This window comes from Leifsonia sp. 21MFCrub1.1 (assembly GCF_900107895.1).
Taxonomy (GTDB): Bacteria; Actinomycetota; Actinomycetes; order Actinomycetales; family Microbacteriaceae; genus Leifsonia; species Leifsonia soli.
The window spans coordinates 1,892,357-1,906,568 of record NZ_LT629867.1; the positions used below are offsets into that span (position 1 = coordinate 1,892,357).

Consider the following 14,212-nt stretch of genomic DNA (forward strand, 5'->3'; position numbering starts at 1 on the left):
GAATCATTCGCTATAGGATGAATTCGTGTCGAGCGAAGAAGCCAGCATGCCCGAGGGCCGCATCCCCACTCCCGAGCGGCCGGGCGCCGGCGTCCTGCAGGGCATCCGCGTCGCCGACTTCTCGCGCGTGCTGGCCGGTCCGTACGCGACCATGATGCTGGCCGACTTCGGCGCCGACGTGATCAAGATCGAGAGCCCCGGCGGCGACGACACGCGTGCGTGGCGGCCTCCGGTGGACGACGCGGGCGAGTCCACCTACTTCGGCGCGGTCAACCGCAACAAGCGCTCCGTCGTTTGCGATCTCGCGACGCCCGACGGACTCGCGACCGCGCGCCGCCTCGCGCGCACGGCCGACCTCGTGGTCGAGAACTTCCGGCCCGGCGTCATGGAGCGCTTCGGCCTCGACGAAGCGAGCCTCAGACCCTCCAACCCGCGCCTGGTGTTCTGCTCGATCACCGGTTTCGGCCGCGAGGCGGGAGCCGCCCTCCCCGGCTACGACCTGCTGGTGCAGGCGGTCGGCGGCCTGATGAGCATCACCGGAGCGCCCGACAGCGAGCCCAGCAAGGTCGGCGTCGCCCTGGTGGATGTGCTCACCGGGCTCAACGCGTTCTCCGGCATCCTGCTCGCCCTGCGGCAGCGCGACGCGACGGGCCGCGGCTCCCGGGTGGATGTCGACCTGCTCGGATCGCTGCTCGCCGCCCTCACCAACCAGGCGTCCGGCACGCTCGCGACCGGCCGCTCCCCCGCCCGGCTGGGCAATGCGCACCCGAGCATCGCGCCGTACGAACTGTTCCGCGCGGCGGATCGCGAGTTCGTCGTCGCGGTCGGCAACGACCGCCAGTTCTCCGCATTCGCGGGCGCCCTCGGCCGGCCGCTACTCGCCGACGACGAGCGCTTCGCCACCAACGAGCAGCGCGTGCGCAACCGGCAAGCGCTGCGCGGCCTCCTCGAACCGCTGCTCGCCGCGCGTACCGCCGCCGACTGGGTGGATGCGCTCACGCTCGCCCGGGTTCCGGCCGGGCTCGTCAACGACATCGGGGAGGCGTTCGCCTTCGCCGAATCGCTGGGGCTGCAGCCGATCGTGACGACCGTCGACCCGGGCACGGGACGGACATCAAGGCAGCCCGCGACGCCCATCCGGCTCGACACCGCGCCGGCCGCGCACCGCACCCCGCCCCCGCTCCTCGGTGCGCACGACGCGCGCTGGGCGGACGAGGCCGACTGACCCCGCACCACACCGCGCCGCACCACACCACACCGCACTACCCGCACCACCCCGATGGACCGGCGAAAGGACCCACCGTGACGACGACGCTCGACGAGGCGTTCAGCATCGACCACCTGCTCAGCGACGAGGAGCGCGGCTGGCGCGATCGCGCCCGCGCGTTCGCGACCGAGCGCATCCGGCCGGTCATCGAGCAGGACTTCGAGGACAAGCACTTCCGCCGTGAACTGGTGGCGGAGCTGGGAGCGCTCGGCGTGCTCGGCATGCACCTGCAGGACGAGGGATGCGCGGGAGCCGGCGCCGTCAGCTACGGGCTCGTCTGCCACGAGCTGGAGGCCGCCGACAGCGGCTGGCGCACCTTCGTGTCGGTGCAGGGCTCCCTGGCGATGAGCGCGATCTCGAAGTTCGGCTCCGACGAGCAGAAGGCCGAGTGGCTGCCGCCGATGGCGCGCGGGGAGCGCATCGGGTGCTTCGCGCTGACCGAGCCGGAGGGCGGCAGCGACCCCGCCGCCATGCGCACGACGGCCCGGCGGGACGGCGACGACTGGGTGCTCAGCGGCGCAAAGCGGTGGATCGGTCTGGCCGCGCTCGCGGATGTCGCGGTGGTCTGGGCGGCCACGGACGACGGCGTCCGCGGGTTCCTCGTTCCGACCTCCACTCCCGGGTTCGCCGCGACCGCGATCGACGGCAAGCTCTCTATGCGCGCCTCGGTGCAGTGCGACATCGTGCTGGACGAGGTCCGCCTGTCGTCCTCTGCTCTCCTCCCCGGGGCACGCGGCCTCTCCGGACCGTTCTCCTGTCTCAACGAGGCCCGCTACGGCATCGTCTGGGGAGCGATGGGGGCCGCCCGCGACTGCCTGGAGGTGTCCATCCGGCGAGCGACCACGCGCGCGGTGTTCGGGCGTCCCATCGGTGCGAACCAGCTGATCCAGGAGAAGCTGGCGAACATGCTGGTGGAGTACGAGAAGGGGATGCTGCTTGCGCTGCACCTGGGTCGCCTGAAGGAGGCCGGGCGGCTCACCCCGACGCAGATCAGCGTCGGCAAGCTGAACAGCGTGCGCGAGGCGCTGGCCATCGCCCGCGAGGCCCGCACGATCCTCGGCGGCGACGGCATCACGAACGCATTCCCGGTCATGCGGCACATGGCCAACCTGGAGTCGGTGCGCACCTACGAGGGCACGGACGAGATCCACACGCTCGTCCTCGGCCGGGCGCTGACCGGCCTGGCGGCGTTCGCATGAGCACGGATGCCTCCACCGCCGGCGCCGCCGCCGTGGCGGATGCGGCGGTCGCCGCGGCCCGTGCCGCGGCGACGCCGTCGACCCGCGAGCAGAGGGCCGGGTGGCTGGACGCTCTGGCTGCCGCCCTGGACGACGACCGCGCCGAACTGGCGGGCCTCGCCCACGAGGAGACGCATCTCTCCCCCGCCCGGCTGGACGGCGAGATCACACGGACGGCGGCGCAGTTGCGCTTCTTCGCGGGTGTGATCCGCGAGGGCGCGTACCTCGAGGCCGTCGTCGAGTCGCCCGACCCGTCGCTGATCCCGCCGCGGCCGGACCTCCGCCGCATCCTGCGCCCGCTGGGGCCGGTCGCCGTGTTTGCGGCGTCGAACTTCCCGTTCGCCTTCTCCGTTCTGGGCAACGACACGGCGTCGGCGCTGGCCGCCGGCTGCCCGGTGATCGTCAAGGCGCATCCGGGTCACCCGCTGCTCTCCCGCCGGACGGCGGCACTCGCCGCGCGCATCCTGCCTCCCGGCTGGTTCTCACTCGTCGAGGGGATGGACGCGGGCACCGCGCTGGTGCGCCACCCGCTGGTGCGGGCGGCCGGGTTCACCGGTTCGCCGCGCGGCGGCCGTGCCCTGTTCGACCTGGCAGCCTCACGGCCGGACCCGATCCCCTTCTACGGCGAGCTCGGCAGCATCAACCCCGTCGTCGTGACACGGGCCGCCGCCGCGGAACGGGCCGAGGCGATCGGAGCGGGGCTGGTCGGCTCGTTCACCCGCGACGCCGGGCAGTACTGCACGAAGCCGGGGCTCGTCTTCGTCCCGGCCGGCGGCGGGGTCGAGGAGGCCGTCCGCGGCTCTCTCGGCGACGCGCCGGCGAGCCGCCAGCTCACCCCGGGAATGACGGACGCCTTCTCCGCCGGCGTCGCCGCGTTCTCCGCCCGGAGCACGGTCGAGGTGCTCCGTGGGGAGGCCGCGCCCGGGGAATCCGCACCTGCCGTCGTGCTCGTCGACGCGGATGCGTTCCTGGCCGGCCCCGCACCGTTCCTGGCCGAGTGCTTCGGCCCGGTGACCGTGCTGGTGCGCTTCGCCGACGCCGACCTGCCCGCGCTCCTGGGGGCGCTGGAGCCCTCCCTGACCGCCACCATCCACCGCGGCGCCGGCGAGGATGTGACGTCTCTCGCTGCCTCCCTCAGCGCCGTCGCTGGTCGCCTCCTGTTCGACGGCTGGCCGACCGGCGTCGCCATCGGCTGGGCGCAGCACCACGGCGGCGGATGGCCGTCGACGACCGCGAGCATCCACACGTCCGTCGGCGCGACGGCGATCCGCCGCTGGCTCACGCCGATCGCCTACCAGGACGCCCCGCAGGACGTGCTCCCGCCCGAGCTCCGCGACGGCAACCCGCTCGGCATCCCCCGTCGAGACTCCTGACCCCCCAGCGAACAGCTCCGGACTTTTTCCGCCCGACACGCCGCGGCAGGGGCGAAAAAGTCCGGAGCTGATGGCGAGGTCAGGATGTGGCGCCTCCGGTCCCGCCGACCTGACCTAGCTTCCGATGTACGACATGACGTGCTTGATGCGCGTGTAGTCCTCGAAGCCGTAGGCCGACAGGTCCTTCCCGTAGCCGGAGTGCTTGAACCCGCCGTGCGGCATCTCGGCGACGATCGGGATGTGCGTGTTGATCCAGACGCAGCCGAAGTCGAGCCCCTTGGCGAACCGCATCGCCCGTCCGTGGTCCTTCGTCCAGACCGACGACGCGAGCCCGTACTTCACGCCGTTGGCGTTCGCGAGCGCCTCCGTCTCGTCCGCGAACCGCTGGACGGTCTGAACCGGGCCGAAGATCTCGTTCTGCACGGCCTCGTCGTCCTGCCGCAGCCCCGACACGATCGTGGCCTCCCAAAAGTAGCCGCGGTCGCCCTGGCGGTGACCGCCCAGCTCCACGGTGGCGTGGTCCGGCAGCCGGTCGACGAACCCGGACACCTGCGCCAGCTGGTTCGCGTTGTTCAGCGGACCGTAGAGGATGCCGTCCTCGCGCGGCGCGCCGGTGCGCGCGTTCTCCCCGGCGTACTGCGCGAGCGCCGCGACGAACTCGTCGTGGATGCCATCCTGAACCAGCAGGCGCGTGGCAGCCGTGCAGTCCTGACCGGCGTTGAAGTACCCGGCCGCGACGATCCCCGCGACCGCCTTCTCGATGTCGGCGTCGTCGAACACGATCACGGGCGCCTTGCCGCCCAGCTCGAGGTGCACCCGCTTGAGGTCGAACGACGCGGCGCGCGCCACCTCCATCCCGGCCCGCACCGACCCGGTGATCGAGATGAGCTGCGGGATGGGATGCGCGGTCATCGCAGCGCCGGTGGACCGGTCGCCCAGCACGACGTTCAGCACGCCGGCGGGCAGGAACTCCGCGGCGACCTCCGCCAGCAGTAGGGTCGACAGGGGAGTCGTGTCCGACGGCTTCAGCACGGTCGTGTTGCCCGCGGCGAGAGCCGGCGCGAACTTCCACACCGCCATGTTCAGCGGGTAATTCCAGGGCGTGACCTGTCCGACCACACCGATCGGCTCCCGGCGGATGAACGAGGTGTGCTCCGGCATGTACTCCCCCGCCGACCGCCCCTCCAGGTTGCGCGCCGCCCCGGCGAAGAAGCGGATCTGATCCACCGACAGCAGGATCTCGTCCTCCACCAGGGTGGCGCGCGGCTTGCCGGTGTCCTGCGACTCGGCGTCGGCGAACTCCTCCGCCCGCGCCTCCATCGCATCGGCGATGCGGAACAGGGCCAGCTGGCGTTCGGCCGGTGTGGTCTGGCCCCAGGTGCGGAAGGCGCGCTCGGCGGCGGTGTATGCGTCGGCGACGTCCTGCTCCGTGGAGACGGGCGCGCTGGCGTAGACCTCCTCGGTCGCGGGATCGATAAGCGGGATGGCGTCCGTGCCGCGGGCTTCGACGGAGCGGCCGTCGATGAAGTTCTTCAGTTCACGTGGTGAGCGTTCACGAGCTGTCATGGCGGCAGCCTACTGATTTCGTCAGCGAAACGGGCAAATTCGTGCGGAATCGCTTGCCAGACATCCAATCCACTGACAGAATCGCTCCATGAGTACCCCTCGGGCAGCGAACGGCCAGAAGGCTGCGGCGATCGATGATGTCTCCAAGGCGATCATCGAGCAACTGCAGGTCGACGGCCGCAAGTCGTACGCGGAGATCGGCAAGGCCGTCGGTCTCAGCGAGGCGGCCGTGCGCCAGCGCGTGCAGAAGCTGACCGAGTCGGGCGTGATGCAGATCGTGGCCGTGACCGACCCCATGCAGCTCGGCTTCTACCGTCAGGCGATGATCGGCGTGCGCTGCACGGGCGACACGCGTGCGGTGGCCGACAAGCTGGCGGCCATGCCGGCGGTGGACTACGTGGTGCTGACAGCCGGCACCTTCGACATCCTCGCCGAGGTGGTGTGCGAGAACGACCTCGACCTCATCACGATGCTCAACTCCGAGATCCGGACGCTGGAGGGCGTGCTCTCCACCGAGACGTTCGTGTATCTGAAACTCCACAAACAGTTCTACAACTGGGGAACGCGATAACCATGACGACAACCGTAGAAACGTTCGGCGAGCCGATCACGGCCGATGAGGCGGCGCTGCAGGCGAAGGCGCGCGACCACCTCTGGATGCACTTCGCCCGTCAGTCGGTGATGGAAGAGGGCCACGGCGTCCCCATCATCACGCGCGGCGAGGGGCACCACATCTGGGACTCGCACGGCAAGCAGTACATCGACGGGCTCTCCGGACTGTTCGTGGTGAACGCGGGCCACGGCCGCAAGCGTCTCGCCGAGACGGCGGCGAAGCAGGCCGAGCAGCTGGCGTTCTTCCCGATCTGGTCGTACGCCCACCCGAACGCGATCGAGCTGGCCGACCGGCTGGCGTCGTACGCACCCGGCGACCTCAACCGCGTCTTCTTCTCCACCGGCGGCGGCGAGGCGGTCGAGACCGCGTTCAAGCTCGCCAAGTACTACTGGAAGCTGCAGGGCAAGCCGACCAAGCACAAGGTGCTCTCGCGCGCCGTCGCCTACCACGGCACCCCGCAGGGCGCCCTCGCGATCACCGGCATCCCGGCCATGAAGGAGATGTTCGAGCCGCTCACCCCCGGCGGGTTCCGCGTCCCGAACACCAACTACTACCGCGCAGGCGAGATGGGTGCGCCGACCGACGATTTCGAAGCCTTCGGCGTCTGGGCGGCGAACCGCATCGAGGAGATGATCCAGTTCGAGGGTCCTGACACCGTCGCCGCGATCTTCCTCGAGCCCGTGCAGAACTCGGGCGGATGCTTCCCGCCGCCTCCCGGCTACTTCCAGCGCGTGCGTGAGATCTGCGACAAGTACGACGTCCTCATGGTCAGCGACGAGGTCATCTGCGCCTTCGGACGCATCGGCCACATGTTCGCCTGCGACGAGTACGGCTACGTGCCGGACATGATCACCTGCGCCAAGGGCATGACCAGCGGTTACTCCCCCATCGGCGCGACCATCATCAGCGACCGCATCTACGAGCCCTTCAAGCACGGCAACACGTCGTTCTACCACGGCTACACCTTCGGCGGTCACCCGGTCTCGGCCGCGGTGGCGCTGGAGAACCTCGACATCTTCGAGGAGGAGAAGCTCAACGAGCGCGTCCGCGAGAACTCGCCGCTGTTCCGCGCCGAGCTCGAGAAGCTGCTCGACCTGCCGATCGTCGGCGACGTCCGCGGCGCCGGCTACTTCTTCGGCATCGAGCTGGTGAAGGACAAGAACACCAAGGAGACGTTCGACGACGACGAGGCGGAGCGCCTGCTCCGCGGGTTCCTGTCGAAGGCCCTCTTCGACGCCGGCCTGTACTGCCGCGCCGACGACCGCGGCGACCCCGTCGTGCAGCTCGCCCCGCCGCTCACCATCGGCCCGAGCGAGTTCGTCGAGATCCGCCAGATCCTGGAGTCGGTGCTCACGGAGGCCTCGAACCACCTGTAAGACCCCCAAAGGACGAATCCGGGACCGCGCACGTGGTCCCGGATTCGCGCCTTAACGAGAGGAGCGCAATGGACTACCGCACGGTCGGCTTCTGGTTCGACTCCATCGCCGCCGAGGAGGACGGCTTCCGTCCGCGGCCGGGTCTCGACGCCGACACCGACGTGGATGTGGCGATCGTCGGCGCCGGGCTCACCGGTCTCTGGACCGCCTACTACCTGCAAGAACGCGATCCATCGCTGCGCATCCTGCTGCTGGAGAAGGAGGTCGCCGGCTTCGGCGCGTCCGGCCGCAACGGCGGCTGGTGCTCCTCGCTCTTCCCCTGGTCCGCCTCCAAGCTCGAGAAGCGGTACGGCCGGGATGCCGCGGTCGGGATGCGCCAGGCGATGGTCGACACGGTCGACGAGGTCGGCCGGGTCGCCGACGCCGAGGGCATCGACATCGACTTCGCCCGGGGCGGGACGGTGACGTTCGCGCGATCGAAGCCGCAGCTGACCGCAGCTCGGGCCGAGTTCGAGGAGTCGGAGCGCTACGGCGTCGACCGCGTCGCGCTCTGGGGAACCGAGACCGTCCGGTCGCGCTTCGGCGTGCGGGATGCGCTGGCGGCGACGTACACGCCCGCGTGCGCGCGCATCCACCCGGCGAAACTGGTGCGCGGCCTCGCCCGGGTCGTCGAACGCCGCGGGGCGACCATCGCGGAGGGCACCGAGGTGCTCTCCTGGGACGCCGGGAACGTGCAGGTGCGCTCGGGCGGCTCAGCGCGCACGGTCCGGGCCGGGACCGTCGTCAACGCGACGGAAGGCTACGGCTCGCAGCTGCCGCAGGTCGGCAGGCGCATCCTGCCGCTCTACTCTTTGATGATCGCGACGGAGCCGCTGCCCGATTCCACGTGGGAGCGGATCGGCATCGAGCACGGACAGACGTTCACCGACTTCCGCAACCTGATCGTCTACGGGCAGCGGACCGCCGACAACCGGTTCGCCTTCGGCGGTCGCGGGGCACGGTACCACCTGGGGAGCGCCATCCGGCCGGAGTACGACCGTTCGGCGCGCGTGCGCGGCCACCTCATCCACACGCTCCACGACCTCTTCCCCGACTCCGCGGGCGCGCGGATCACGCACCACTGGGGCGGGCCGCTCGGGGTGCCGCGGGACTGGCACGCGAGCGTCGGCTACGACCGGGATGCGCGCGAGGCGTGGGCGGGCGGGTACGTGGGGGACGGCCTGAGCACCACGAACCTGGCCGGCCGCACGCTGGCGGACCTGCTCACGGAGTCGCGAACGGACCTGACGGCGCTCCCGTGGGTGGGCCACCGGTCGCCGCGCTGGGAGCCGGAACCGCTCCGCTTCGCGGGCGCGAACGCCGGCCTCGTCGCCATGGAGTCCGCCGACCTGGAGGAGTCCGTCACGCGTCGCCCCTCCGTCGTCTCCCGCACCCTCGGCCCCCTCATCGGCCACTGACCCCCGGGTTGCGCCCCACCGTCGAGTCCGCGAACTTTGCACGCACGCGCGGCGTGTCGTGTGCAAAGAATGCGTACTCGACGGTGGGCGGCTGGGAGCTCAGGGTCAGGAGGCGAGGACGGCCTGGAGCTCGAGGGTGATGGTGACCTCGTCGCCGAGCAGCATGCCGCCGGTCTCGAGCGCAGCGTTGTAGGTGAGGCCGAAGTCCTCGCGGTTGATCTTGGTCTTCGCGGTCGCGCCGGCCTTGTAGTTGCCGTACGGGTCCTGGCCGAAGCCGCCGAAGTCGAACTCGAAGGTGACCGGCTTGGTGACGCCCTTGATCGTCAGGTCGCCGTCGACGAGGAACTCGCCGTTCTCGTGGCGCACGCCGGTCGAGACGAAGTCGATCGTCGGGTGCTCCTCGGCGAGGAAGAAGTCGCCGGTGCGGAGGTGGGCGTCGCGGTTCTTGTCCTTGGTGTTGATGGACGCGACGTCGGCCTTCGCGGTGACCTTCGACTCGAGCGGGTTCTCGGCGGTCACGAAGGTGGCGTCGAAGTTCTCGAAGACGCCCTTCACCTTGCTGATCATCAGGTGACGGATGCTGAAGCCGACCTCGCTGTGCGCGGGGTCGATGGTCCAGGTGCCTGCCTTGTAGCCGGGGATCTCGATGGTCACGGTGTCTCCTAGAAGTCGCGCGCCGGGCGGCCCTTCCGCCCCGCGTCGAATACATGCAAGCGCATTGATCTCCGGACTATTCCGCGAAACGCGAAAAAAGTTGACGCGTCACTCTTCCGTGGCGACCGACCGGCGGAGCTCCAGCAGCTTCAGCGCGGCCGCATCGAGCTGGGCGAGCGGGATGCGGCCCTGCTGCACGGCCGCGACGACCGCGTCGATCAGCGCATCCGGATCGCTTCCGGCCGGCAGCACGTCGAGCACCATCGTGTTGCCCGCCGCGATCGCCTGCACCGCGTTCGCCCCCGCGTCCTGGTACTGCGGCAACCCGGTGTCCTGCAGCATCCGCAGGTCGTCGGTGATGCTCGCTCCACGGAAACCCAGGTCGTCGGTCAGGATGCGGTGCCAGGCGGCGGAGAGCGAGGCGGGCGCCGCATCCACCTGCGTGTAGGCGAGGTGCCCGAACATGACCAACTCGGCGCCGGCGGAGATGCCGGCCCGGAACGGAGGCGCGTCGCGCGCCGACCACTCGTCCTTGCCGACCGCGGTCGCCGGCACCGCATGGTGCGAGTCCGCTTCGCTCTCGCCGTGCCCGGGGAAGTGCTTGAGGGTGCTCAGCACCGTCCCGCGCTCCCCCGCCACCGAGGCTGCGACCCGGGCGGAGGCTCCGCCGGGCTCCGTGCCGAGCACCCGGTCGGCGATGAACGAGTTGGGGTCGGCCGTGACGTCGGCCACGGTTCCGAAGTTCACCGAGATCCCGGCCTGCTTCAGGAGGGTCGCACGGCGGGCGAAGGCAGCGCGCGTCGCGGCCGGGTCCTGGTCGCGGAGGGTGTCGGCGCCGGGCTGGTCGTCCCAGCCGAGCCGGGTGACGTCGCCGCCCTCCTCGTCCACGGCGATGAGCGGAGGCAGGCCGGGGTCGGACGCCGTCATCGCGGCCGTCTGCGCGGCCAGCTCGGCGGGGGTCGACGGGATGTTGTCGCCCATCAGGATCATGCCGCCGACGCCGTACCGGTCGACGTATCCGCGGAGTGCCGCCGGGTCGGTTCCCGGCAGGTGCAGCATGAAGAGGCTCGCGGCCTTCTGCCGCAGGGTGAGGTTGGCGAGACGCTGGCGGGCGTACGCCTCCACCAGGTCGACGGTCGCCGCAGGCGACGGGCTCGGGGATGCGGCGGCGGTGCGCGTCCCCGCCGTCGCCCCCGCCGTCGTGCGCGCCGGGGCCGGGCCCACGCATCCGCTCAGCACCCCCGCGAGGAGCGTCGCCGAGATCACCCCGGCGAGAGCCGCGGGCATCCGGCGTCGGGCTGCGCGCATCCCTCGATGCTAACCCAGCGACGTCAGCCCTTCACGGCTCCGCCGAGCCCGGCGCTCCGCAGGAACAGCCCTTGGAACACCAGGAACAGGGCGATCGGGATGAGTGTCGAGATCGCCAGCGCGGCGAGGTACACATCCAGCTGGATCGCCGCCTGCAGCGTGGGCAGCCGCACCGACAGGGGCTGGATGGCCGGGTCGCGCAGCACGAGCAGCGGCCACAGATAGTCCTTCCATGCGGCGATGATCGCGAACACCGAGACGACGCCGAGGATGGGCTTCGACATCGGAAGCACGATCGACCAGAACAGGCGGAACGGCCCGGCTCCGTCCGTCCGCGCCGCCTCGAAGATCTCGCGCGGGAGGTTGTCGAAGAACCGCTTGACCAGCACGACGTTGAAGGCGCTGGCGCCGGCCGGCAGCCACACCGCCCAGAACGTGTTGATGAGCGACTGCCCGAGCAGCGGCGGGTTCAGGATGGTGAGGTACAGCGGAACGAGCAGCACCACCGACGGGACGAACAGCGTCGTCAGGATCAGGCCGTAGAGCACCCGGCCGTACTTCGGCCGCAGCACGCTCAGCGCGTACCCGGCGGTCGTCGCCACGATGATCTGTGCGGCCCAGGACCCGGCGGCGACCCAGATCGTGTTCATGAACTGCACGTCGATGTGGACGGTGGACCACGCGGCCGACAGGTTGGCCCAGTCCACGCCGTTCGGGAACAGCGCCATCGGCGTCCGGAGGGTGTCCTCCGTCGGGGTGATCGCCGACTTCGCCAGCCAGAGCAGCGGACCGAGGCCGACGACCACGAGCACGACGAGCAGCGCGCCGTGGATGAAGCGCGCGCTCCACCGCACGCCCGGCTTGCGCCGATCCGAGCGGGAGAGGATGCCGCGGTCGCCCGCGTCCTCCCGTCCGCGCCGCGGCCGCCGCGGGCGTCCCGCCCGTTCCTGGGGAGCAGGCACGAGGAGTTCCTGCGCGTCGGCCGCGGCCTCGCGCGGCAGTTCGGTCGAGGTCGTCAATTCTGGCTCCAGGACTTGGTGAGGCGGAAGTACACGAGCGACAGCACGGCGAGGAACGCCGCGAGCATCAGGCTGAGCGCGGTGGCGGCGCCGTAGTCGCCGCCCAGCGAGTTCTGGAACGCGTACCGGTAGATGAGCAGCAGGATGGTGACGGTCGAGTCGACCGGGCCTCCCCCGGTGAAGAGGAACGGCTCCAGGAACACCTGCGCCGTGCCGATGATCTGCAGGATGAGCGTGATCAGCAGGACGCTGCGCAGCTGCGGAAGCGTGACGTGCCAGATCTTGCGCCAGATGCCTGCGCCGTCGACCTCGGCCGCGTCGTACAGCTCGGGCGCCACGCCGGTGATCGCGGCGAGGTAGATGATGATCGTCCCTCCCGCGGCCGCCCAGGTCGCCTCCACCACGAGCGACGGCATCGCCTGCGTTGCCGACTGGATCCACGGCTGCGGCGGGATGCCGACCCAGCCGAGGATGGTGTTGAACACGCCGTCCGGGCGCGCGTCGTAGAAGAACTTCCAGAGCAGCACCGCCACCACCGGCGGCACGACCACCGGCAGGTAGGCGAGTGCGCTGTAGAGCCCCTTCGCCCGCTTCACCTCGCTCATCAGCACCGCCGCGATCAGCGGGATCGGATAGCCGAGCAGCAGCGCGAGGAAGGCGAACCACGCGGTGTTGCCGGCAGCGGTCCAGAACAGCGGATCGTTCACCACCTGCACGAAGTTGTCCCAGCCGACCCAGGTGGGCGCGCTGACCAGGTTCGTGTGCTGGAAGCTCATCACGACGCTCCGCACGATGGGCCACCAGGAGAAGATGCCGAAGATCACGAGCATCGGCAGCAGGAAGAGCAGCGAGCTGAGGCCCCCGCCGCGCACCCAGGTCACGGGCGTGCGGCGGGGACGGCTCAGCTGTCGATCGTGTGTAGTCACTTGTCGGCGTCGACGAGCTTCTGGATGTCGCTGTCCACCTTGCTGAGCAGCTTGTCGATGTCCGCGTTCTTGTCCGTCAGCACGGCCTGGACGACCGAGTCGAGGGCGCCGTACAGCTCCTGTGTGTGCTTGTTGGGCTCCGGTACCAGGTTCGCGTCGAAGATCTTGTCGGTGAACGGAGCCACATTCTGCTGCGGCACGTTGATCTCGTCCTTGATCCACTCCATGTTCTGGTCGTAGGTGGCCTTGTCGAACACGGGCAGCGTCGGGACCCCGACCGGCTGGCCGGACTTCACCAGCACCTTCGCGTCGGCGACCGCCTGGTCCTGGTTGAGCAGCTTCTGCATGTAGTAGAAGTCGATCCACTTCACCGCGGCCTCCTTCTGCGCCTGCGACGACTTCGGGCTGACCGCCGCGACGTTGCCGCCCGCGAGCACCCCGGCGTCGGCGTTCGACGCGTCGATCGGCAGCATGGTCAGCCCGTAGTTCTTCGGGTCGACCGCGTTCTGCTGCACGAGCGAGGTCAGCACGTCCGAGCCGGACGGGTACATGGCGATCTGCCCGGCGCCGAACGCCTGGTTGATGCCGCTCCAGTCGAGCAGGAAGTTGCTCCCGACCGAGTTGTCCTCCCAGCGGAGGTCGTGCAGCCACTGCAGAGCCTCCTTGGTAACCGGGTTGTCGGTCGTGACCGTGGTCTTGCCGCCGTCCGTGGTCTCCATCCGGCCGCCGCGCGCGTACACCGTCGTGGTCAGCTCCCAGCCTCCGGTGTTGCCCTGCGTCATCTGCATGTAGCCGGCGACGCCCGGCACCTTCTCCGAGATGGTCTTCGCCGCTGAGCGCACCTCATCCCAGGTCGTCGGCGGCTTGTCCGGGTCGAGCCCGGCCTTCTGGAAGATCTCCCGGTTGTACGACAGACCCATCGCGTAGGGGCCGTACGGGATGCCGAAGATCTTGTCGCCGGACTTCGCCACGGCGAGCACGTTCTCGTTGAACTTGTCGGCGTACGGCAGCTTCTTCACCTCGGCGGTGATGTCGGCGAGCTGACCCGCCTGCAGCAGCGACTGGGAGTCGGTGAACGGCACGTTGAAGACGTCCGGGAGGGTGCCGCCGGCGAGCTGCGTCGCGAACGTCGGCCCCGTCCACTGGTACTCCTCCGACGTGATGTCGATCGTCGGGTTGGCCTTCTCGAACTCCTTGACGCGGTCGTCGAAGGCCTTGAAGGCGGCCTTGTCGCTGCCGGGGATGAGGCTGGCGACGGTGATGTGGACCTTCCCGTCGCCGGAGTCGCCGCCGGAGGACGAGCATCCGGCCAGGAGCCCCGCTCCGGCGATGGTGACCGCGGCAACGGCCGCGATCCTGAGTGATGACTTCATTGTCTGGACCCTTTCGAGTGATGGTGCAGTGCGTGGATGGTG

12 protein-coding genes are annotated in these 14,212 nt (G+C 70.0%); 6 read left to right on the forward strand and 6 right to left on the reverse strand.

Annotated features, from left to right (window positions below):
• The first annotated feature begins 46 nt into the window (after positions 1-46).
• The 3 genes from BLW09_RS08940 (at position 47) to BLW09_RS08950 (ending at position 3,878) form a co-directional block, all read left to right on the forward strand.
• Positions 47-1,225, forward strand: a complete 1,179-nt coding sequence (locus BLW09_RS08940; protein ID WP_089916740.1) for a CaiB/BaiF CoA transferase family protein — start codon at positions 47-49, stop codon at positions 1,223-1,225.
• A 77-nt stretch (positions 1,226-1,302) separates the two neighbouring features.
• The gene (locus BLW09_RS08945; RefSeq protein ID WP_089911316.1) at positions 1,303-2,466 is read left to right on the forward strand and encodes an acyl-CoA dehydrogenase family protein; all 1,164 of its coding nucleotides are present in this window, start codon (positions 1,303-1,305) and stop codon (positions 2,464-2,466) included.
• Positions 2,463-3,878: an aldehyde dehydrogenase family protein gene (locus BLW09_RS08950; protein ID WP_089911319.1), complete on the forward strand. Its 1,416-nt coding sequence runs from the start codon at positions 2,463-2,465 to the stop codon at positions 3,876-3,878. The genes BLW09_RS08945 and BLW09_RS08950 overlap by 4 nt, the downstream gene beginning before the upstream one ends.
• Positions 3,879-3,992: 114 nt before the next feature.
• On the opposite strand, the gene BLW09_RS08955 is transcribed toward BLW09_RS08950, so the two are convergent.
• On the reverse strand, positions 3,993-5,444 hold the full coding sequence (locus tag BLW09_RS08955; RefSeq protein ID WP_089911321.1) for a gamma-aminobutyraldehyde dehydrogenase: 1,452 nt from the start codon (positions 5,442-5,444) through the stop codon (positions 3,993-3,995).
• A gap of 88 nt (positions 5,445-5,532) precedes the next feature.
• Here BLW09_RS08955 and BLW09_RS08960 point away from each other — a divergent pair, with 88 nt between their 5' ends.
• The 3 genes from BLW09_RS08960 to BLW09_RS08970 all read left to right on the forward strand — a co-directional run bounded on the left by BLW09_RS08960 (position 5,533) and on the right by BLW09_RS08970 (position 8,890).
• Complete coding sequence (locus BLW09_RS08960; protein ID WP_089911324.1) at positions 5,533-6,015, forward strand: Lrp/AsnC family transcriptional regulator; 483 nt, start codon at positions 5,533-5,535, stop codon at positions 6,013-6,015.
• Positions 6,016-6,017: 2 nt separating this feature from the next.
• Positions 6,018-7,433, forward strand: a complete 1,416-nt coding sequence (locus tag BLW09_RS08965; protein ID WP_089911327.1) for an aspartate aminotransferase family protein — start codon at positions 6,018-6,020, stop codon at positions 7,431-7,433.
• A gap of 68 nt (positions 7,434-7,501) precedes the next feature.
• Complete coding sequence (locus tag BLW09_RS08970; RefSeq protein ID WP_089911330.1) at positions 7,502-8,890, forward strand: NAD(P)/FAD-dependent oxidoreductase; 1,389 nt, start codon at positions 7,502-7,504, stop codon at positions 8,888-8,890.
• Between the two features lie 105 nt (positions 8,891-8,995).
• On the opposite strand, the gene BLW09_RS08975 is transcribed toward BLW09_RS08970, so the two are convergent.
• From BLW09_RS08975 to BLW09_RS08995, 5 genes are all read right to left on the reverse strand, one after another.
• Positions 8,996-9,544: a YceI family protein gene (locus tag BLW09_RS08975; protein WP_089911333.1), complete on the reverse strand. Its 549-nt coding sequence runs from the start codon at positions 9,542-9,544 to the stop codon at positions 8,996-8,998.
• Between the two features lie 108 nt (positions 9,545-9,652).
• Positions 9,653-10,852, reverse strand: a complete 1,200-nt coding sequence (locus tag BLW09_RS08980) for a glycoside hydrolase family 3 N-terminal domain-containing protein (RefSeq protein ID WP_089911338.1) — start codon at positions 10,850-10,852, stop codon at positions 9,653-9,655.
• 23 nt (positions 10,853-10,875) lie between these two features.
• Positions 10,876-11,871 (reverse strand): carbohydrate ABC transporter permease, encoded by a 996-nt coding sequence (locus BLW09_RS08985; RefSeq protein ID WP_089911340.1) that lies wholly within the window; start codon positions 11,869-11,871, stop codon positions 10,876-10,878.
• The gene (locus BLW09_RS08990) at positions 11,868-12,797 is read right to left on the reverse strand and encodes a carbohydrate ABC transporter permease (protein WP_231947140.1); all 930 of its coding nucleotides are present in this window, start codon (positions 12,795-12,797) and stop codon (positions 11,868-11,870) included. Before BLW09_RS08990 ends, BLW09_RS08985 begins: the two co-directional genes overlap by 4 nt.
• Positions 12,794-14,170 carry an extracellular solute-binding protein gene (locus tag BLW09_RS08995; protein WP_089911344.1) on the reverse strand — a complete coding sequence of 459 codons (1,377 nt, stop codon included), beginning with the start codon at positions 14,168-14,170 and terminating at the stop codon, positions 12,794-12,796. Before BLW09_RS08995 ends, BLW09_RS08990 begins: the two co-directional genes overlap by 4 nt.
• Positions 14,171-14,212: the final 42 nt, after the last annotated feature.

Coding starts and splice junctions, on each gene's coding strand:
- BLW09_RS08940 (WP_089916740.1), top strand. CDS start 47: ATGCCCGAGGGCCGCATCCCCACTCCCGAGCGGCCGGGCGCCGGCGTC.
- BLW09_RS08950 (WP_089911319.1), top strand. CDS start 2,463: ATGAGCACGGATGCCTCCACCGCCGGCGCCGCCGCCGTGGCGGATGCG.
- BLW09_RS08955 (WP_089911321.1), bottom strand. CDS start 5,444: ATGACAGCTCGTGAACGCTCACCACGTGAACTGAAGAACTTCATCGAC.
- BLW09_RS08960 (WP_089911324.1), top strand. CDS start 5,533: ATGAGTACCCCTCGGGCAGCGAACGGCCAGAAGGCTGCGGCGATCGAT.
- BLW09_RS08965 (WP_089911327.1), top strand. CDS start 6,018: ATGACGACAACCGTAGAAACGTTCGGCGAGCCGATCACGGCCGATGAG.
- BLW09_RS08970 (WP_089911330.1), top strand. CDS start 7,502: ATGGACTACCGCACGGTCGGCTTCTGGTTCGACTCCATCGCCGCCGAG.
- BLW09_RS08980 (WP_089911338.1), bottom strand. CDS start 10,852: ATGCGCGCAGCCCGACGCCGGATGCCCGCGGCTCTCGCCGGGGTGATC.
- BLW09_RS08995 (WP_089911344.1), bottom strand. CDS start 14,170: ATGAAGTCATCACTCAGGATCGCGGCCGTTGCCGCGGTCACCATCGCC.